The 21,185-nt window shown below is 60.5% G+C and carries 14 protein-coding genes; 2 read left to right on the top strand and 12 right to left on the bottom strand.

The window, feature by feature from the left end; genetic code table 11:
* Nucleotides 1-69 precede the first annotated feature (69 nt).
* Nucleotides 70-2,871 carry a discoidin domain-containing protein gene (locus tag FHS06_RS03925; protein ID WP_167045705.1) on the bottom strand — a complete coding sequence of 934 codons (2,802 nt, stop codon included), beginning with the start codon at nt 2,869-2,871 and terminating at the stop codon, nt 70-72.
* 157 nt (nt 2,872-3,028) lie between these two features.
* Here FHS06_RS03925 and FHS06_RS03920 point away from each other — a divergent pair, with 157 nt between their 5' ends.
* Complete coding sequence (locus tag FHS06_RS03920) at nt 3,029-4,087, top strand: LacI family DNA-binding transcriptional regulator (protein WP_167045702.1); 1,059 nt, start codon at nt 3,029-3,031, stop codon at nt 4,085-4,087.
* Nucleotides 4,088-4,100: 13 nt separating this feature from the next.
* Here the strand turns inward: FHS06_RS03920 and FHS06_RS03915 are convergent, their stop codons facing one another.
* From FHS06_RS03915 to FHS06_RS03890, 6 genes are all read right to left on the bottom strand, one after another.
* The gene (locus tag FHS06_RS03915) at nt 4,101-5,150 is read right to left on the bottom strand and encodes a family 43 glycosylhydrolase (protein ID WP_167045699.1); all 1,050 of its coding nucleotides are present in this window, start codon (nt 5,148-5,150) and stop codon (nt 4,101-4,103) included.
* Nucleotides 5,135-7,753: an alpha-L-rhamnosidase gene (locus FHS06_RS03910; RefSeq protein WP_167045695.1), complete on the bottom strand. Its 2,619-nt coding sequence runs from the start codon at nt 7,751-7,753 to the stop codon at nt 5,135-5,137. Before FHS06_RS03910 ends, FHS06_RS03915 begins: the two co-directional genes overlap by 16 nt.
* Nucleotides 7,750-8,613 carry a carbohydrate ABC transporter permease gene (locus FHS06_RS03905; protein WP_167045693.1) on the bottom strand — a complete coding sequence of 288 codons (864 nt, stop codon included), beginning with the start codon at nt 8,611-8,613 and terminating at the stop codon, nt 7,750-7,752. The genes FHS06_RS03910 and FHS06_RS03905 overlap by 4 nt, the downstream gene beginning before the upstream one ends.
* On the bottom strand, nt 8,610-9,500 hold the full coding sequence (locus tag FHS06_RS03900; RefSeq protein WP_167045690.1) for a carbohydrate ABC transporter permease: 891 nt from the start codon (nt 9,498-9,500) through the stop codon (nt 8,610-8,612). Before FHS06_RS03900 ends, FHS06_RS03905 begins: the two co-directional genes overlap by 4 nt.
* A 65-nt stretch (nt 9,501-9,565) precedes the next feature.
* A complete protein-coding gene (locus tag FHS06_RS03895; RefSeq protein WP_167045687.1) occupies nt 9,566-10,870 on the bottom strand; it encodes an ABC transporter substrate-binding protein in 1,305 nt (434 codons plus the stop codon).
* A gap of 214 nt (nt 10,871-11,084) precedes the next feature.
* The gene (locus tag FHS06_RS03890) at nt 11,085-12,380 is read right to left on the bottom strand and encodes a wax ester/triacylglycerol synthase domain-containing protein (protein WP_208387878.1); all 1,296 of its coding nucleotides are present in this window, start codon (nt 12,378-12,380) and stop codon (nt 11,085-11,087) included.
* Nucleotides 12,381-12,481: 101 nt separating this feature from the next.
* Between FHS06_RS03890 and FHS06_RS03885 the strand changes: the two genes are divergently transcribed.
* The gene (locus FHS06_RS03885) at nt 12,482-13,717 is read left to right on the top strand and encodes a phosphotransferase (protein WP_167045684.1); all 1,236 of its coding nucleotides are present in this window, start codon (nt 12,482-12,484) and stop codon (nt 13,715-13,717) included.
* Nucleotide 13,718: 1 nt separating this feature from the next.
* Here FHS06_RS03885 and treS read toward each other — a convergent pair whose 3' ends face one another.
* The 5 genes from treS to FHS06_RS03860 all read right to left on the bottom strand — a co-directional run bounded on the left by treS (nt 13,719) and on the right by FHS06_RS03860 (nt 21,185).
* On the bottom strand, nt 13,719-16,013 hold the full coding sequence (gene treS, locus FHS06_RS03880; protein ID WP_167045681.1) for a maltose alpha-D-glucosyltransferase: 2,295 nt from the start codon (nt 16,011-16,013) through the stop codon (nt 13,719-13,721).
* A 283-nt stretch (nt 16,014-16,296) separates the two neighbouring features.
* Nucleotides 16,297-16,968, bottom strand: coding sequence for a FadR/GntR family transcriptional regulator (locus tag FHS06_RS03875; RefSeq protein WP_167045678.1), 672 nt, complete (start codon nt 16,966-16,968; stop codon nt 16,297-16,299).
* A 21-nt stretch (nt 16,969-16,989) separates the two neighbouring features.
* Nucleotides 16,990-19,287 (bottom strand): glycosyl hydrolase family 95 catalytic domain-containing protein, encoded by a 2,298-nt coding sequence (locus FHS06_RS03870; protein WP_167045675.1) that lies wholly within the window; start codon nt 19,285-19,287, stop codon nt 16,990-16,992.
* Nucleotides 19,288-19,297: 10 nt separating this feature from the next.
* Nucleotides 19,298-20,158, bottom strand: coding sequence for a carbohydrate ABC transporter permease (locus FHS06_RS03865; RefSeq protein WP_208387877.1), 861 nt, complete (start codon nt 20,156-20,158; stop codon nt 19,298-19,300).
* Between the two features lie 85 nt (nt 20,159-20,243).
* Nucleotides 20,244-21,185 carry a carbohydrate ABC transporter permease gene (locus FHS06_RS03860; protein WP_208387876.1) on the bottom strand — a complete coding sequence of 314 codons (942 nt, stop codon included), beginning with the start codon at nt 21,183-21,185 and terminating at the stop codon, nt 20,244-20,246.

Below are 21,185 nucleotides of genomic sequence, written 5' to 3'. Positions count from 1 at the left end.
CGTGTCCGTGGAGTGGACACGAAGTAAACGCGACTCAGCGGGCGGATGCTCTCTGCCGTCGCATGGCATCTATTCGTACGCGTAGAACTCTGCGATACCCCACCAATATGCGGAAGTTCCAGTCTGGTGAACGTTGATGTAGCGCGCAGTCTGCTCGGGGAAACGGATGAAGTCTGCCGCCGAGTCACCAGCACCGCTTGCAACGAGCGTCCACGAGTCGCCGCTGGATACGTACACCTCATATCCCCGCGCAAAGTCGCCGCGGTAGGTCCGCGCGAGCTGATCTGCCCAATCGGGCGGCCCCGCGGCGTTCAATTGCACGGCAGAGAATGTCTCCACTGCGCCCAAATCAACCTGAAACCACTCATTGCCGCTTTGCGCCGCGCCGGACGCCCACCGAGTATCAAGGAGCCCATCCAACGCCTCACCAGCACCCGTCGGCCCAGCATTCGACGCGGTGGCCGACCATCCTGCACGATCTAGCGGCACATCTTCGATCGCTGGCAGTTCGGCCGAAGTCCCATAGACGCGAGCTTCGGCTATGGTCCAGAAGTTGTTCGCCGCCGTTCCAGTCTGAGTGATTCTCCAATACTGCGCAGGGCTGGGCGCTATCGCGATACGTGTCGCGCCGGGCGACCCGAGCCCGCTAGCAAGCACCGGTCCCCACGAGACTCCGTCATCGGATGCCTGCACTTCCCACCCGCGAGGCTCGTCCCCTACCCACGACCCACTGTCGAGCTCAATGGCCGTCACCAAACGCGAGTCGCCGAGGTCGATGGTGAAGTTTTGGCCCGGCTGCTGTGCTTCGCCGCTGCTCCACCGCGACGTGGCAGTGCCGTCGAGCGCTCGATCAGCTACCTCGGCACCATTCGTTGCCGAGGCGACGGCTGACATGGAGCTGCCGTCCAATAGCCCGGTGGTCGAGTCATAAGCCGTTGCCTCAGCCACGCTCCACCAGCGCGGCGCTCCGGTGGTGAGGCTGACCTGCAGGTATCGAGCGTTGACCTTGTCAAAGGTGATGTTGGTTATGTCGCGTGTTCCAGAGCCGGATGCGACCGGGCTCCCCCAGGTCACTCCGTCAGTGGATGCCTTCAGTTCGTAGGCCGCTGCGAAGTCCCCAGAGAGTGTGCCGTGTGTGAGCGTGAGTTGATCAACGGTACGCACATCACCGAGATCAAGAGTGAAGGCTTGTCCGGCGGCTTGATTAGCACCTGTCGTCCAGAACGTCGCGGAGTCGCCATCGATTGCTTGAAAAGCAGCGTTCCCCTCGCGAGCTGCGGACGCGGACGCTGCCACGACCGAAGCTTCCGCGCCTGTCGTCGGCGTAACGACGTAGGTGGCGATGGTGTCGCCTGGCAGCGTGTCGCGAAACTCGCCGCTGGGAGTTACGAAGCGCACGGTTGCCGGCGCTGGGTTAGTAAGCGCCGAATTGTATGGCGAGTTTCCCCGGTTAGTTGCGATGATCACGATGGTGCCGTCCGGGTTCTCGAAGGCGACGTTGCTGACCGTGTCAGAGACGATTTCTGAGCTGTCGATACGATGAGCGCCCGTCTGGATGTAGCGGGAGAATTGCCCGAACGAGTAATACCACCCGTTGAGCTGGTAATTGGTTGGGTCACCGTCAAGGAACGACACGATTGAGGGCGAGTAAAAATCAGGATCAGTCGCGGGGTCGCGCGGTTTGTCGCCCCAGAAGCTCGGACTCGGTCCCGGTGAAAACTCATACATCGTGACCCAATAGGAGTAGCTCGACACGGCGTTGCGGAAATACTCGATCAAACGCGCGGCGCCATTCGAGATTTCGGTGACATGCGCTGTCTTTCCGGCGTAAGCACCGATGACGGCGGTTGGCTGCCAGACAGCCGTGCCGCCGTAGTTATGCCATCCCAACCCATCGACATAGTCAACGACCGCGGGGTCGCCGAGGAGCGCATCGCTATATGGGAACGTGCCTTGCTCGTTTCCGTCGAGCCCCCAGATGAGCGCATCGATGCCCGCTGAACTGAAGGCGGAGCCAAGCTCAACAGCGAAGTCGGCGAGCTGTGCCGGAGTGAAGCAGGTACTTGGATACGGCATGCTGATGTCGGGCTCATTTTGAAGCGTGACGGCATAGATCGGGACACCGAGTTCTTCATAGGCCTCGATGTATCGCACATAGTAGTCAGCGAGAATCGGATAGTAGTCGACATTTGATCCGGTAGATACGCCGTGGTGCACGCGGGGTGCATCTTCTTGATCGCATGCGCCCCATTCCTCAGGACCCACCAAGCTGCTGTTGGTTTTCATCCATGCCGGGGGTGACCACATCGACGCGTAGAAACGTGTGGTCGGATTTATGGCAGTGATGTCGCCCAGCATCTCGATGAGCCCGTTGTCGATGTCGCGCTGCACGCTGAAGTTCTCAAGAAGCGGGTCGGCAACGCCACCGTTGTCGTCATATGTCCAATAGTTGGGGGCATCTCTGCAAAAATCTGAGCAGCCGATCGGCACACGCATCAGAGAAAAGCCATTGCCACTGACGGGGTCGAAGAGATCGTTAAGAGCAGCGTCGCGGTTGGCCGTGGAGAGTCGATTGAGGTTGTAAACGGTGGCATCCTCAAGCGATCCACCAAAACCCTCCCAGGTCTGATACTTGACTGATGGATCGACGACGATAGATGGCATGTCTGCCGAGGTCACCTCGCTGAGATTTTTCTCGGGCATCGCAGAAAGTCGATGCGTCGTCGCCGCGTCGTTGTATCCGCTGTAGGTGACCTCGACGAGGCCACCAGCGGCAGTCGATGCAGTTGCCGGGTTGGTGCCGACCAGAGCTGCCCCGATTAGTACTCCGACTGCGGCAACGCTAGTGGCTCGGCGTATGCGTATAGACATCACAGGCTCCCTTGTCTGTGTCGTCGCGCCGGTTTCGGCGCCGCTTCAACGCCGCTCTAGCGTGAAGCGCTTCACATCCTGTCGTGAAGCGCTTCATCTGTCAAGGTCCACTCACGCTACAGTTGTGCCAGACGTGTTGGCAGAGAGGAGCTCGGAGATGAGCGAAGCAAAAACTCGGCGGACGCGAAGCAGCGGTGCCGTCACGATGAGCGACGTGGCTCAACATGCCGGCGTCGCTCTGGGCACGGTCTCTAAAGTGCTCAACCGACCCGACCATGTGACTCCGGTAATCCTCGAGCGAGTACGCGCATCGATCATCGAGCTGGGATTCGTTCGGAACCGAGCAGCAATCAGCCTGGCAGCCGGCGTGAGCAACACAGTAGCTTTCGTCCTCGTCGACCTCGCCAACTCATACTTCACCGATATGTCGCGAGGGGCTGAACAGTGCGCGACCGAAGCAGGCAAATATCTCGTGCTAGCGAACAGCGACATAGCTCCCGAAAAACAACGCTCTTACATCGAGTACTTCGACGAGGAACAGGTAGCGGGTGTTCTTCTTGCGCCGGTGGGAGAAAACATGCTGGGCATCGATCGCCTCGATCGGTCGCACCGACCGGTCGTCGTGCTCGATGCGTCTCCCGACCTTACCGGTCGGTGCGCCGTTTCAGCAGACAACCGGCTAGCCGGGCGTCTCGCAGCACAGCACCTTCTCGAACGCGGCTGCCGCCACATCGCTTTCGTGGGGGGGCCACTAGAACAATCGCGACCGGTGGCTGATCGATACCTCGGCGCACGCGAGGCAGTCGCCGAGGCTCCTGGGGCAACCTTCGAGCATATTTCCTCTCCCGGTGTCGTCGTCGATGACGGACGCCATGTGGGAAACATCTTGAGCGACCGCCCCGCCGCTGCGCTTCCCGATGGCGTCGTCGCAGCGGCTGATTTGCTCGCTCTCGGCTTGGTGCAGGCGATACTTAATCGAACTGAATATCGGTTTCCAGACGACATCGCCCTCATTGCGTGTGACGACAACCGATCAGCGAACGACAGTGTGGTTCCGATCTCAACTATCAATTTGCCGGGACACGAAATGGGCCGCGCCGGGATGACTCTTCTTCTTGAAGAACTCGCCGACGGCGCGGCGCATGTGCATCGTCACGTAACTCTTGCGCCTTCGTTGACGGCCCGAGAAAGCACGCTCGGCCGCCATCTCGGGTAGAACACAGGCAGCTCTAGGGCAGGTCCTCGAACTCGTCCGGGCTCCACTCATCACGCCACTCGATGACGGGGCGATTACCCTCGAATCGAATGGGCAACCAGACATAGTCCGCGATGGATGAATCGACTGCGGCGAATTCCTCCATCGCCTCGTCGCTGTCGCGACCGGGAGCGAAGTGCGTCTCGAACTCAGTGAGAGCACGCGCGCCGTCCTCGAGATAGCGTGGCAGCCACCGATCGCCAAGAGCGATGTACAGGTCACGTTTGGTGGGGTGGCGGAAAACCGACGAAATTTGTGAATGGAAAGACGTTCGCGAGGGGTCGGTCGGATGCACGTCACCAATCACCGTGTAAGGCCCGTGGTAGCTGGCGGACACCGCAGCTTCTGAGGGATTCGGATAGTAGCCGGTAGTGCCAGACGTGAGCAGGTAGTGCTTTCTACTTCGAGTGAAGTATGCGGGCGCCTCGCGCACGAACGGGGGCTGAGGTTGCGGAAAATGCGTCGAATAGTAGCCCGTGACATCCGTGTAGTCATCTGTGAGATCAGCGACGATCATCTCGGAATGGACTCGCTCGAAGTAGTAATACCCTTTCCCGTCGTGAGGGTCAGTCACGAGGTCGAAGTCACCGGCGCTCATACCCAACGGGCGGAGCCACGTGCGCACCGTTTCGTATGGGCCAAGAATGTTGTCCGACGTCAAGACAGTGGAGCGCTGAACCGACCCTTTCGACATAACCTTCAGCCAACAAACAAATTTTCCGGTGCGCTCATTGAAGATGATGTGCGGACGATCAACCCCGGCTGATGGATGCAGAGGGGATTCTTCATCGTCTGGGTCGGGTGGAATAATTAGTCCGCGGTCTTCCCAATTTATGAGGTCCAATGAGGAGTAGCACCGCACCCCCCAGTGCCATATTCCGCTACCGGGAGTTGAGTGCTCTTTGTTCTCGCCGTACCAGTAGTAGATTCCGTCAACGGTCAGAATCGAACCGCCATGAGCGTGGATTCGATTGCCGTTGGTATCAAGCCAGGGTTTACCAGGCTGGATCATGTGAGAAGACATATCTGTCCTTTCGGTTGCGAAGGGGCGGCAGAAAACCGATGGCGCCCACTCGTAGCGATGTGCGGGCTGTCATCACCAGGCATCTGGATGTAAGCGGTCGTCCCAAACGGAACTTCCACGTCAACGTTGAGTCCGTCCCCGTCGCGCTGCCATGCAACACGTATAGGTCCATAAGGGCTCAAATGTTCGGTCGAGGCGCAATCAATACCAGGCCCAGGCTGCGGCGCAACGTTGAAGCTGCGATAGCCAGACTCCCGTGGCGCAAGCCCTGCGACGATTCGATGAAGGAAGTCGACTACCGCACCCAACGCGTAGTGATTAAAAGAAGTCATGTCACCGGGGTTCACTCGGCCGTCCGGCAACATGCTGTCCCAGCGTTCCCATATCGTGGTTGCTCCCATACTGACCGGGTATAGCCAGGAGGGGCACTCTCGCTCTAGAAGCAAGCGGTACGCCGAATCGATATGACCGGTCTGTACTAACGCATCGCAGATGATGGGCGTTCCCACGAAACCGGTCGAGATACGGTAGTCACCTTCCGCTACGAGTTCGCTCAGTCGCCTGCCGCCTGTCTCACGCTGACCCTCAGTCGCGAAAAGGTTCCATGCGATCGCTAGCGACAGCCCCGTTGGAGTCTCCACATGCATGCGTCCAGTCCGCGCGATGTGCTCGTCTTGAAAACCTCGCAGCGTGTGGTCCGCAAGAGCGTGGTAACGACTGCGCAGCGCGTGCTCGCCGAGCAACTCGGCCGCTTCGGCAACGATTCTTGAAGATCTCACCAGATATGCGGTTGCAACCAGGTAACGGTCAGTGCGCCCCGCACCCGGATCCTCAGGCGGCGCGGCCGGATCAAGCCAATCTCCCAAAGAGAACCCGGAGCGAATAGCCCCGTCTTCATCCGCACGTGATGCCAAATGCTCGACCCAGGCGCGCATGCTCGAAAACTGTTGAGCCAAAATTCCGCGGTCACCAAACCGCTGCCACATAGCCCACGGCACAACGGCCGCCGCGTCGCCCCAGGCGGGCGACGCGGGCTCAGGAAAACCACAGGGCACCCAGGGCACAAAGTTGGGCACGGCTCCATCTTCGTGCTGCTCGTCCGCCAGGTCACGAAGCCACGAGGAGAGCACCCCTCCACTGCCATACAAGTACGTTGCAGCTGGCGCGAACACCTGAATGTCACCCGTCCACCCCATCCGCTCATCACGCTGCGGACAATCGGTGGGAAGGTCCACAAAATTGTCGCGCATGCTCCAGACGGTGTTGTCGTGGAGTTTTGTCAAGTTCGGATCTGAGCATTCGAACCAGCCAGTGCGCTCCATGTCGGTGTGAAGAACTACCGCACGAACGAGAGCGCTCGCATCAAGACCATCGGGCCAATTCTCGATCTCCGCGAACCGGAAGCCGTGAATCGTGAATCGCGGTTGCCACGTGCGCACCTCGCCCCCACCGATTACATACTCATCGACTGACGTCGCAGCCCTGAGGGCGCGAATGCCCAGCTCACCACCCTCCAGGACTTCGGCGTGGTGCAACCGGATGCGGTGACCGCTCGCACCGCGCACTGTCATCTCCAGACGGCCTGAAATGTTCTGCCCGAAATCAAGGCGCACGCGACCACTAGGCAGTCGTTCCACCATGACCGGCGCAAGCCGCTCGATCTGACGCACGGGTTCGGCGATCGCATGCTCGATTCGCGCGTCGATCGACTCAACGGGCCGCACCAACGGGTGCATCCATCCGCTGTCATCGAAACCTGCCGTTGACCATCCCTCCGGGTGAAGGCGAGCGTCGAAGCTCTCCCCCTCGTAGAGGCCCGTCGCTATCGTGCCACCAACAGCGGTCCGCCATTTCTTGTCGAGATCGATGCGGCGGATGGTCCCATCGTCAGCCGTGACTTCCAGCTGCGCCAGGACCCCCACGTTGGCGCCATAGAGGTCCCATACTCCACCGTCAAATCCGATGTGGCCACGAAACCAGCCGTCGGCGATTTCAAATCCGATGGCGTTGCTCCCTAGCACCACTGTCTCTGTCACGTCGTATGCCTGGGCACGCAAACGATGACCGTAGCTGGTCCAGCCCGGCGCCAACTCGTCGTCGCCAACCCGGCGCCCGTTGATTTCGGTGCGGTAGAGCCCCTGGGCTGTGACGTAGAGGCGAGCACGCACTGGCGCCGTGGCGAGATCGAACTCAGCTCTCAGCATCCATGCTGGCCTGCATCGAGAATGGTCAGCAGTTTCAGAGGGAATGATGAGACTGCTTGCCCAGTCATCGCGCTCGAGTAACCCCGCTTCAACAACCAAGGCACTGCTCCAAGCGCTTACCTGTTGTTCTCGCCCTTCGCCAACGTTGATCCCGACGCGCACTCGCACTTCACTTCGTTCGCGAGAACGCAGCGGCTCGAAAGGCCACGTCACAAGCACCTGCTCATCACCATCGATGCGAGCAACGATCGGGCCGCGTGCGGTCGTGCGTTCTATCTCCGCCCAGGCCTGCACACCACCGTCGGCGGCAACCCACCAAGAAAGACGCGGAGTTGCCGTTCCCAGCCCGAAGGCATTGGTGCGATGCTCAGCACGAAGTCTTGAGATTTGCGCGATCATCCCTTCACCGACCCTGCTGTCATGCCGCGCATCACCTTTTGATTGAGGAACAGATAGAGCACGAGTGTGCCGATGACGTTCACTGCGATACCTGCGAACATCGGACCGTAGTCAACGGCCCCGTACTGTCCAGTGAAGTTGAGGAGGCCGACCTGAATCGTTCGCAGTCCTTGGCTGTTCACGAACGTCAGAGCAATCAGCAAGTCGTTCCAAATGAAGAAGAACTGCACGAGGGCGACCGTGAAGACAGCATTGCTCACCAGCGGTAGTCCGACTCGCCAGAACATTAGATAGATCCCGGCACCATCCAGCGCTGCCGCCTCGAAGATCTCGCGAGGCACCGACCGAAAATATGTCGCCATCATGAAGACAGTCAGCGGCATCCCTATCGCCACGTAGGTAATTATGAGCGGCCAAAGCGTGCCAGTGAGGTGCACATTGAAATAGATCGTGAAGAGCGGGAGCAGAATCATCTGCACCGGAATCATGATGCCGGCGAGGAACATCAGCAGCACCATTCCGCGCCCCTTCCACACCATGACCTCTAGCGCGAAGCCGGCGGCTGTGCCCAGAATCACGATGAGGGCGAGTGATGGGAACACCGCAATCACGCTGTTGACGATGTATCCGCCAAGGCCCCCACCGACGAACGCCTCGATGTAGTTGTCGAAGTTCCACTGCCGCGGCAGCGTCCAGAAGGGCTCGCTGAGAAACTCATCCTGGGTCTTGAATGAGCCGAGCAAGAGCCAGACAAGCGGATAGGCCACGATGACAAGCAGAATTGCCACACCAAGAAGGATGGGCAGTCGGCGAGCGAATACTCGAAGGCGCCGACCCTCGGGAGAGCGGGTGGTGGTCATGACTTGCCCTTCGTGAGATCGCGCTGCGAAGCGCGAAAGATGAAGAGTGTGACGGCCAGACACAGCAGGGAAAGCATCAACGCCACCGTGCTGCCGTAGCCGTATTGCCCGAAACTGAATGACGTGCGGAACATATAGACAGTGAGCGGAGTGGTCGCGGTACCCGGCCCTCCGTTGGTGAGCGCCACAACGGTGTCGAAGACTTTCAGCGTCCCGTTGATACTGAAAATGATCGCGGCCATCAAGACCGGTAGCGACAAGGGCACAATGATTGATCGCACGAGGCGAAGCCCACTGGCGCCGTCTAGGCGAGCCGACTCGATAATGTCGTCGGGGATCTCGACGACGCCCGCGTAGAGAAGCACGGCGTAGAAACCCATCGATCGCCACAGGTCCATCAGGATGATGACCCAGAAAGAGGCGTCAGGCTGCCCAAACCAGTCGATGGACGCGCCGCCGAGAAACTCAATGATCGCGTTCACCGGTCCGGTCGTCGGCGCCGCCTCGAAGAAACGACGAAACAAGAGCGCAACCGCAACCGTAGGCAGGATGACAGGAAAGAAAACGAGAGTGCGGACGATCGCCGAGCCACGCTTGAGATAAAACACGTAGAGCAGCGCAAGCCCGTACCCTGCGGCTACCTGCAAAAGAGTGAGTACGAGCGCGTATCGGATTGTGAATCCGACAGCCTGTATCGCTGTTGGATCCTGGAAGAACCGCACGAAGTTATCGAATCCGACGAACTCGAACCCAGTAACCGAGTTCCCTTCGAGCACCGTGTAACCGAGCGACCAAAAGATGGGCACCAGCATTACGAGTGAATACACAGCGAAGGCTGGGCCAAGAAGGACTAGTACTGCCTTCGGATCTCCGAGCAGCTTGTTCATAGAAGTATCTTTCTTTCAGCGCGACGGGGTGGGTTCCGGAGCAGGCCCACCCCGTCGAAGCGGAATCAGCCTTCGTTGGCGGCTTGCACGAGCTCCATGAACTCTTGGCCTGAAAGAGAGCCGGTAGCGAGGCCGCCACCGTTACTTTGGCTCACGCTTGTTCCCTCGGGAGAGAAAGCCGCTTCGAACCACAGAATGCTGCTAGGCGCATCGGCAATCACCTCTTGCACGAGTGTTGTCAAGGCGGGCTGATCTGCCGGGGGATTGTCGACGACGAAACCGGTTACCTGACCGAAATCGTTCAACGCAGTGTCGCCATAGTTCTCGACAACGCACTCGACCCAGGCATCCGTGGTCTCGTCATAGTTCTCAGTCGTAAACATCACCGGAATTCCCACGTTCGCGGGAATCTGGTCGATGCTGCCCGCACCGCCTTCGACCTCTGGGAACGGAGCAAATCCGATGTTGTCGAGGCCAATCTTGTTCTGCTCTGCGTCGTTAAAGTTTCCTAACGCCCAGCTACCCATATAAAAGAACGCCCCACTCCCGGTAAGGAACTGGTTCATCGAGGTGTTGTAGTCGATCGAGCCGGCGGCGGGACCGAAGTACCCGGCTGAACCGAATTCAGCCACCGCATCCGCTGCCACGACATACTCTGGGTCCGTGAGCGATGCTTTACCATCGGCCACTTTCTTCAGTGCGTCCGGACCTAGATCCCGCAAGATGTAATCGCCGACGAGGCGCGTGATCGGCCATCCGTCCTGACCTGCCGCGACGAAAGGCTGTACGTCAGCTGCCTGCAGGGTTGCTGCGGCATCCGCAAGCTCGCCCCACGTAGTGGGCACGTCGACATCGTTGTCGTCAAGCAATTGCTTGTTGTACCAAAATCCTTCGATGTTGAATTCGGTCGGGAGCGACCACAGGTCTTCGGAATCATACAACGCCTTGATCGTCGATTCTGCGGCAGGCAGAACACTGGAGTCGACACCGAGCTCACTGAGCTTGTCGCTGAGATTGACGACCTGACCAGCCTCAATGAATTGCTCCATCAGTGACGGAGTACCAGCGGCCATGCTCATGTTCGACAGGGCTCCCTGTCCCGCAAGAAGCTGAAGCTGTTGGTCCCACGTCGTGCCGTCGATTGCATCAGGAGTCAGAGGAGCTGCGGCGTCGGCATCCGCACACTGGTCACCCGCAAGCGCTTCCAGCGTGCCGGAGATGGTTGTGTTTTGGGTCTGGCCGAGGTAGGTGAATCTTCCTCCCGCTCCGCCGGATTCGCCATCACTGGCCCCACATGCGGACAGAGCGAGGGTTCCGGCGGATAAAAGAGCGAGAGTGGTTGCGGTACGAGCGCGTTGTGCTGTGAACACGTTTCCTCCTTGAAACAGGGTCAGGATGAAGCTTGCGTGAAGCGCTTCACGCTGATGATGTTACCCCTTCGAAGCGCGAAGTCAATACCGCAGCGCGAAACGCTTCACGGGCATCGAGATCGTCGTCAACTCTGGGACCAAAATCGGGCACATTCTCTCGAAAAGGAACTCAGCGAGCGGTGATCATGTGCACGCAAAGACAAGCCATCGACCCTCAGGAAGCGTGCCCCCGTACCGCTGCCTGGAGCCCTCGATAGGCGGCAGCGGTCGCCTCGGCGAGCGCCGCGACACGAGGAAGAACATTCGGGTCGACGCAGAACCCGATGCCCATCTCGCCGGCGCACGAGATTGCGGAGATGCGCAGCGCATGGCCAGTCGCAGGTTCGGAGGAGGTGAAGATATCCTCTACCTGCCGTCCGGCAACCGACACACGCGCACGCGGCCCGGGAACGTTGGAGATGGCAACGCTGAACTCTCGGGAGCTGTCGGCAATACGGTGAGCCGCAGCCGTCGCCCAGCTCCAGCGCCCGAGGGCATGGAACAGGTCGTACATCAGCGCGGGATCGTCATGCAGCTTCTCAGTGCGTGTCTGCGCGCTGATCCGATCGAGACGGCGCAAGGGATCAGATATCGTCAGCGGTAGGTCGACGTTGAGGAATGAGTCGCGATTTCCGAGATCAGTCGCGGATTCGTCACGGTGGTGCAAGCTCACGGGCACCTGAGCACGCAGGCTGTGCGCGGCATGTGCGCCAAGCCATTCACTCAACCCGCCTGCGACGACAGCGAGAAGCACATCATTCACCGTCGCCCGCTCCGGCCGAGATGCGCCGATCGCCTTCAGCTCTTTTAGCTGTACGGCAACAAATGCAAGCTCGCGTGCACTCGTGACCGGCCGGTTGAAGGGGGACGCGGGCCCTGGGCGACCGAGTTCACGCAGCACGGCTGCTGGCATGCGGCGCCACTCCTGGGAGCACGATAACGGCTGCTCACTCTCTCGCCGGCCCACGGCATGCATCGATGCGCCGCCCGCTTCGAGCAGCACAGCGTCGAGAAGGACGGCCTCCAGGAACCTCATCCCGGCGATGCCGTCTACCATCGCGTGATGCATCCTCGCGGCGATCGCCTCTCGGCCGTCTGCGAGAGGCCCGATCAGATCGAGCGTCCAGAGCGGATGGGCGCGATCGAGGTGTTCCGACACCAGAGCGCCGACCGTGCGCCAGAGCCCCTCCGTTGTCGCGCCTTCCGCGCCAACGCGACGGCGCACGTGGTTGGCGATGTCAAACCCCTCCGATAAAACCCACCTCGGCTGCCCGTCAGCGGACTCAACCCTCTGACGTGCCCGAGGTTGGTCAGCCAGCCGAGCGACGACCGCAGCACGCATGGCATCGAGGTCAAGAGGTACCCCCGGCTCGATGATGATGAGCTTTAGTGTGTGTCCGGTGAGCACGTCCGATTCCATCGCCAGGATGCGGGCATCATCGGCAGACAAAGGATCGGGTTCGCTGATCATCAGCCCCAGAGTAGCGGGCGGGCACACGCAGTCCGGTACTACGCTTCTCCCGCATCGTCCACCCCCTTTCGCCATGTGATGGCGCTAAGCCAAGGTGGAGTATGCGGTTATTGGAAGATCTCAGCCCCTGGGTGGCGCAGCAGCGGTGGTACGCCGGGAAAAGCCACGAACCTCGGTTCCGCATTCTCGCGGAACAATCCGCGCCTGCGGCCACTCGATACCTCCTCATGGATGACGCAGGGTCGCTGCCGGCGCTCTATAACGTGCCGCTTGCGCGCGTGGAATCTGCTGGCAATGCCGATGTGTCGATCGGTGACGACGTTCATCTGATCGATGCAACTCGGAGCCCAGCCTTCGCGATCGGCATGCTGGCGGAGATGGGCGTCGACGTTAGCCGCGTCACTGGCTCGCGAGTGCTCAATGCCGAGCAATCCAATACCTCGATCGTGTTCGATGAGGATGGAGAGCCGACGATCATCCTCAAGATCTTCCGCAGTCTCCACCACGGCGAAAACCCCGACGTCACCGTGCAGCGCGCGCTCAGCGCAGCCGGGTCACCGTACGTCCCTCGCTTTTATGCGAGCGTCGACACCGAGTGGCCGGATGTCGGACGCTCCTCCGGTGTCGCGCACGGCACGCTGGGTTTCGCACAGGAATTCCTCCCCGGCGTGCAAGACGGATGGGCAGTCGCGCTTGACGCCGCACGCGACGGACGAGACTTCACCGAAGCCGCACACGACCTCGGTGTCGCCGTGGCAGGGGTGCATGGGGCTCTCGCCACGACGCTAGAGACGATTGACGCCGGCCCCACCGACGTAACGGCAACCGGGACCGCATGGCGGCGTCGGCTCGCGATCGCCGCGTCCGAAGTTCCTGCCGTCGCTGATCGAATCGACGTGATCGACGCCGTCTATCAGGCTGCGCTCGAGCGTCCGTGGCCGCGGTTGCAGCGCATCCATGGTGACCTGCACCTCGGGCAGGTGCTCGCTGTGCCTCACGGCGGATGGCGCATCGTCGACTTCGAGGGCGAGCCCCTCCGCCCTATGGAAGAGCGAGCAATCCCCGACCTCACTACTCGTGATGTCGCCGGGATGCTGCGCTCGTTCGACTACGCGGGCGCTGTCGGCGGAAGCAGCGACGGCTTGGGCTGGGCAGCTACCTGCCGCGCGGCCTTCCTCGATGGCTATTCCAGTGCCGCCGTTTCCGTCGATCTCGACCCGCTCATACTGCGAGCACTCGTGCTCGACAAAGCTGTGTACGAGTCGATCTACGAAGCGCGCAACCGCCCCGAATGGCTGCCAGTCCCGCTGGCGGGCATCGATGCGGCGCTTGCCTGACTTAATCGGCGGTGTCTGCCGAGTCGAGCAGCAAGAACATCGCGCCGTACGCGGGGAGTGAAACGGCGAAGCTCTGAAGGTCGTCGACGTGGCCGACTGTCTCACCCGTGGTGGCGTCGATCGCCTCGGTTTGCGGCGTGAGTTCCTCCGACCGAACTGTGCCCTCGATCTCTTCGGCCGAGAAATTCAGCACAGTAACCTGGATTTGTGCGTCGTCATTCGCTTCGCCGTTGTCGAGACGGTGCACGAGCACGAGCATTCCCGGATGCGCGACCTCGGGAATATCGATCTGTGACGCGGTCGCGATGCCATATTCGCGCCGAATGTCGAGAATGCCAGCGAGCCCGGAGGCGAAAGATGACGGATCGTCGAGCTGCGCTGGCAGCGGACCGTAAAGTGCGCGCCCGCGCGGCATACCAGCCGCGGAGCGTGTGGCAGTCGGATCGACATCAAGCAGGTCGTGCGCCCCACGCTCAATCCATCGGGTGTCGCCCGCCGACAACAGGTCCGCTACCTCGTCGGCCGGAACTGTCAACATGCCCGTGAGATCCCAGCCAGAGAGCGCAAACACCCCGGGCTGCCACGCGTTGTAGGCGCAGAGCAGCAGGTGCGCGTCACGGATCGCCGGGATGTCGGCATCCGTAATCTCGTCCAGCTGCGCCACACCCCGCGTTGCCGCGATCAGCGACGTGGTGGTGCAGGCAATGCCGTTCTGCGTGAACACACGGTTGTAGTCGGCGGTACCCGTGAGACTGTCGGTGAGGTCGGCGCGAACTTCTTCGGCAAGCTGTCCACCCGATATTTCGCGCCCACGGAAGCGGTACTGATCGTCATCGTGTCGCGTCGCCCAGTGTACGAGCTCGTACGTGAGCTCGTCGTGGTTCTGAAGACCGTGCACGAGCTGCACCGGTTCGACGCCGAGCTCGAGCGACGCCCTGAGCGCAAGCCGCAGAAACTCGGTCTGGCCCGTGGCGAGGGCGTGGTGATAGCCCGGCCGACCCACAAAGTCATACGAGAGGTCAGCGCCAACCGCTCCGGTGTCGCGAATGTCCTCGATCGTGAGGTTGAGTTCCTGGAACGTGAAGCCGCCGACCTTACGCACCATTCCCGCAATGATGTGGTTCGCGGCGTGAGAGAGCGGATGCCCCTCAGACCAGGCAGGGAGACCCCCCGCGCTCTTCTCCACACCGAGAAAGCCGTTCGCGTCGAGGCGCAGCGCGCTCGTGCCGAGTTCACCGAGCGAGTGCAAGGCGTCACCGATCACGAGACGCATGCCCGCGAAAGTCGGGTCCAGCCAATTGATCGAGGGCTGCCCCTGCTTGAAGTAGTGGAGGTAAACCCACCGACGCGTGATGCCGTCGGGACCGGTGGCCGGTGCCGTCGCACTCCAGTTCGTCTCCTTAACGCCCGGCGTGTAGAAGATGACTCGCTGCAGCGCGCCGATGATGTACCCGCGCTCGGCGAGCTCATGCTCGGTGTCCGGGTCGAGGTTGATGCTGTCGACGCCGTCGGGAACGTCAGGGAGTAGCGACCAATCTTCCTCCGGGATCTGCACCATGTGATAAATCCCCGGGTAGTCCTTGAACCCCATCTCGGCGAGCCTGAAATCGGCGCCCTTGCCGGTGTGGCCGGGCACGATGTCGTCAATGACGCTGCCGCCGTGTGTTTCTGCGACATCGCAGAGCGCACGGAATTCGTCTTCGGTGCCGAAAGCCGGATCGATTTGTGTGCTGATGCGATCAAAGTGTCCGTCGACGCTCGGGGTGTAGCGCCAGTCAGCGATTCCTCCGGCACGCTTGACCGGTCCGGTGTGGATCGCGGTAATACCGACGCGCTCGAACGCCGACCACAACGCTTCATCGCCGAGGGCTGCCAGGAATGATTGTCCCGGGCGGGTCAGGAGAGAGATCGGATACGCCGTGAACCACACGTCGCTCGTCGCAATCGCGCGACGAGCGTCGGGACGCGCGTAAGGATTCCGCCACATCGAGGGCTGCCCCGATACTTGCCGCGCCAAGACATCCGCATCTTTCAGCATCGACTGTCTGACGAGCCATTCGACGTACGAGGGATTGGTACCGACCGCGCTTCGAGGGTCAGTTGCGACACGACGTACGCTCCCGCCGCGGAAGTGATCTCGCGGCCGCAGCCGACCTGGCCGGGCCGGATAGCGCTGCTCGTCGTAGGTGATCTCGATCTTTTCGGGATCAGTTTCGTCGTCCTCAAGGGCCGCCACTCCGGGCAGGTCGATGGGTCCGGTGTACAGGTCTTCCGGCCGAAGCTCGTCGCGTGCCATTCCCTAACGCTACGCGCTCCGCGCGTGAGCGACGAGGGCTGGTGATTACCATCGCAAGGCGATAAGGGGTCGCGCCGCACAAGATCCGCGAGCCGCACCCTGCGTCGACCGGGACAGAAACGGTGTCGAGCGTGACTCAGCGGAGAATGCGAAAGTTCGATCACTTCGGCGGCTTTCACAAATCAGCGACCGAACTTCGTGTCAGATTTCGGCGGCAAGAACGCCCTGCGGCGCGCTCATTCAGAAACGCGTCGAACACGCTGAGGCGGCGCTCGAAGCTTGATCAAATTGCACTTTTAAGCCATTCCTCAACGCCACTCACATGCACGAGCGTGAGCGCTTCGGCAAGCTGCTCATCCCCCGCTGCGATTGCACCGAGGATCGCTGAGTGTTCGTGAAGTGTGCGTTCGACAGCGTTTTGCTCTGTAATGCCCCTCCAAATACGGGCGCGAGCAGTCTGACTTGAAAGTGACTCGATGAGACTCGCGAGGTACCTGTTGCCGGTCGCATCGGCGATGCCACGATGGAATCCCAAATCGTGCTGGACGAGAGTCTCGACATCATCGACATCATCGATCGTTCCGACAAGCACTCGCAGTGATTCGATCATCTGTGGCGTGGCGTGCCGAGCAGCGAGTCGCGATGCCGCGGGCTCAAGAATCCGGCGGACGGCGAATAGCTCCAAAACTGAATCATTCTCGTGCAGATCGACAACGAAAGACATCGCTTCGAGGAGAAGCCGGGGTTCTAGGCTTGTGACATAAGTACCGTCACCCTGACGAACATCGAGCACCCGAATCACCGCGAGCGCTTTGACCGCTTCTCGCAATGACGATCGAGACAAACCCAGCCGTTCGGCAAGTTCTTTCTCGGGCGGCAATTTCGAGCCTGCTGTGAGCTCGCTCGCCACAATCATCTCCTTGATACGGAGGATTGCTTCGTCAGTGACTGCCATGTGGGGTATCGTATCGCGACGTTATTGATTCGGCGCTGCGCTTATGAAGTCGCGCGGAAGAAGCGTGATAGCGTTCCGCCGTTCGATCGTGCACGTGAGTTCGAACGTGCCCCACTTCACTCGTACCGTTCGGGTTTCACCGAGCGAGCGCAGCGAGGCCTCGACAAGCTGGCCGCCACGCCATCGCATCGACACCACAATGCCAGGACGCGCAATAAGACCGCGAGCTTCGCCGTCCGAGAGAGCGGGCGGTAACGCCGGGAGCAGTTCGATGCCGTCATGACTCTGCACCAGTGTTTCAGCGAGTGCTGCAATGTACCCGAGATTGCCATCGATCTGAAAAGGCGGGTGGCTTGCCAGCAGGTTTGAGCAGAGGCCTCCCCCGTAAGGCCCGTCCATCTCATGGCTCGGGCGAAAGAGATGGCGCAGGATGTCGGTGACTTTATCTGCGCGATGAAGTCGCGCCCACAGCACCGCCTTCCATACAACAGACCAACCTGCGGAGCCATCGCCGCGACTCAGCAAAAGGGCTCGCGCAGCATCACGATCAGCATCTGTTCCGACCCCTCCTCCCGGATATTGCCAAAACAGAGGGCTGACGTGGCGGTGGTGGATATCGTCGGCCCTGTATTCATTGGCCCATTCAATGGGCAGACCGTCACTTCCGACGCGCGGCGTCTCAGGCAGCTCCGCTGCACGCGCCCGGGCCGTGGCTACGACGGGGTCGTTTCCGATGCCGAGGCGATCTGCAGCTGCCGCGGTGATTCGGAAAAGGGTCCGCAGCAGCTGCAGATCGAGAGCTGACGTTACATCCACACCAGCAACTCCGCCGCTGGGGCGTCTGTAGGTGTTTTCAGGAGACGTAGCAGGACTCGTGACCCACTCACCGTTCTCGTCGCGCCGCAGCCAAGCAAGTCCAAACTCCGTCGCGCCGCGAATAGCTGGCCACCATGCCTCGACATCTGAGGTCGATGCCGCACCGAAGTCAACAGCTTCCCACAGCTGCTGGATCAGCCACGGCCCGCCCATGGGCCAAAAGGCCCAACATGCGTCGCCGTTTCCTGCGCCAGCGATCTCGGTAAATGCCCACGCATCGGTGTTGTGGTGGCAAACCCAACCTGGCGCCCCGTATAGTCTGCGAGCGGTTTCGGTTCCACGCTCCGACAGCGCGACGACTAAGTCGGCGAAAGGCATGGCGGTCTCTGGAAGTGCTGCGACGTAGGCACCCCAGTAGTTCATCTCCGTGTTGATGTTGACCGTATAGTTCGAACTCCACGGCGGCTGCATGTTCTCATTCCAGATACCTTGCAACGTTGCCGGTAAAGACCCGGGCCGAGACGAAGACCACAAGAGGTACCGGCCATAGTCGAAGAGAAGCGCGGCGAGCGCGGGATCGGCGGCCAACGGATCTCCGCTCTCCGCCGCGAGCCTTACTCGCTCGTCTGTCGATCTCACGTCTCGCTCCCGCTCGAGCGACGTGACGAGTTGCACGCGTTGCATGACCGCGCGATGCGAATCTCGATGGGCACGTTCGAGACCATCCGGTCCTTGCTGGGCTGCGGCATCGATGAGCGTGCGAGCTCGACGAAGCGCATCGGATGCCGAGCCGACAGGCGCATGACCGATGCGATCAAAGGTAGTTGCCCCCGCCACGAGAACTGTCTGCCCGGTCGCGTCGGCGGGAAGAATTCGCGCAACGACGGCGCCCTCGACCACACGCTCGGTACCGTCACCCCAACGCGCGGGCGGAGACGCTGGTTCGTGCCGCGGCGCTACATCTACCGGAAGACGCACCAACAAATGACGTTCGTCGCTCGTATGAGCGTTGCCGATGACCCAGAGTTGCGTAGTGAGGTTCAGGCCCGTCACGCGAGCACCGCGAACGCGATGGACCAGGACCCCCTGATAGACGAAGGTCGTCTCACAAACTCCAGCGTCACTCACTTCGTGCACGCCGTCGACGAGATCTAAGGTGCGTTCGGGCAGCAATGTCGACCGACCGTCACGGCGTATTTCAAGCTCAGCGAAGGGCAAATACGCCTGAGAGTGTCCAGACTGCAGCCGGCGTAGCTGCTGCTCTGCTGCCTGTATGCGGCCATTCGAGAGGTAGTCCCGTGCCAGCGCCAACGCATCCCGCGCTTCCGCCTCGTCTGGGCCGGCACTCGCCTGCGGCCATTCACCTGACCAAACCGTGTCGTGATTCAGCGCGAAGCGAGCATGAGGAGTCGCGCCTTGACACATAGCGCCGAACGATCCGTCGCCGAGCGGCAGCCGCTCTGTCCAGTCGCGAGCGGCGCCGCGATAGATTAGCGAACTCATTCAACCATACTCATCCGCGGATTCCTCCCGCAGTCAAGCCGGAGCGCCAGAAGCGTTGAAGAGCGACGAAGACTATCGCTATCGGGATAACAGAAACGAGCGAGCCGACAACCGTCAGAGTTTGGAGCCCTGGGATCGTGACAGCCGATTGGCCCCACCCGGTGAGTCCGACTGTTACCGGCATGAGCTCCTGATCGGTGAGGACAAGTAGCGGGAGAATGTAGTTGTTCCAGCTGCTAAGAAATGCGAACAGCAGCACCGTTACCATTCCCGTCATCATGAGGCGAAGCCCGATAGAAAGGAATATACGGAACTCTCCGGCGCCATCAAGGCGCGCGGCCTCAACTAATTCGTTCGGAACCGAAGACTGAGCGTATATGAAGCACAACAGCACTCCGAACGGATAGACGAGAGCCGGCAGCAGCAACCCCGCATACGTGTTGTTGAGCCCCATGCTCACCAGAAGCACGTAGGTAGGTTGCGCGATAACGGTGCCAGGGACGAGAAGGCTCGCGAGGACGACTGCCAGCAGCACATTGCGTCCCCTGAATCGGTACAGAGCAAGCGCGTACCCGGTTGCCGCGCACACGAGCGTGGTGAGGGCCGAACCCACGATTGAGTAAATGATCGAGTTCAGACTCCATCGCCAGAAGATGCCGTTATCGTACGTGCTCAATTCAATGAGGTTGTCGAACAGATGAAAATCAGCGAACGCAAATCCGGGGGTAGAAAAGAGCTGGCCCGTTGACTTCGTAGAGGCAATCACGAGCCATGCGACGGGGATAAGGAAATACAGCGCTGCGATAACCATGGCGCAGGTGATGACGAACACCCACGCCTTGCTCACGCGTTCGCCTGCGATCGTTGTCATCGACGAACCTCGGCGCTGCGGTGCGCGGCTAGGCCTAACTGCGCCGCGCTCTGATGTCGTAACGATGGCCTCCGTGTTGAGGGTGTTAGATGCCATCGGTAGCTGTCCTCGTCGTTCTGTTGCTGACGCGCAGCACGATGATCGACACGATGAGCGTCGCCAGTCCGAGAATGACGGCCATTGCTGACGCGAGGTTCGCGTCCTTGCCGAGAGTCGATGCCGCGTAAATCGCCATGGTGGGGGTGTAGTCACTCGAAATGTTGGAGCTGACGGTCTGGAGCACCTTGGGCTCGTTGAAAAGCTGGAGAGTACCGATAATCGATGAGAGCGTCGTGAGCAAGACAGCGGGTGCAATCATTGGCAGCTTTATGCTGACAGAGATCCTCATATCGTTCGCGCCATCAAGCTTTGCTGCCTCGTACATCTCGCGAGGCACCGACTGCAGAGCGGCGAAGAGAATGATCATGTTGATGCCTGTATATGACCAGACGCTAATGTTTGCGATTGACCACAGCACGGTTCCCGGCGCCAGAAGGTTGATATCGATGCCGATCGCAGTCAAGCCCTGAATCAGCGGGCTAACAGATGGTTGATAGAGAAACCCCCAGAGCAGCGCGGCAATGACGCCGGGAACCGCGTAAGGCAGAAATACTGCGAACTGAAAGAACTTGCCTGCACGAACAAACGCGGTGTCAAAGAGCATCGCCAGAGTCAACGCAAACAACATCATGACGGGCACTTGCACGATGCCGAACAGGGCTACCCTCCCGAAGCTGACGAGGAAGTCTGTGTCACTGAAGGCGCGCGCAAAATTGTCGAAGCCGACAAAGAGAGTCTCAGTCCCGCCGAATCCCAGTCCGCTGGACTTCTGCGAGAAGAGCGCATTAATGAGAGCGACAACGATCGGCGCTACCAGAAACGTCAGAAAGAGGATGACGAACGGTGCGACAAATGCGTAGGGGACCCAAGGCCTCCCGGCACCGCGGAAGCGGCGCCGGGAGGCTGCAAGCACAGCGGGAGAACTCAT

Source organism: Microbacterium halimionae (assembly GCF_011761265.1).
GTDB classification, from domain to species: domain Bacteria; phylum Actinomycetota; class Actinomycetes; order Actinomycetales; family Microbacteriaceae; genus Microbacterium; species Microbacterium halimionae.
This window is presented reverse-complemented; position numbering and strand designations above follow the sequence as displayed.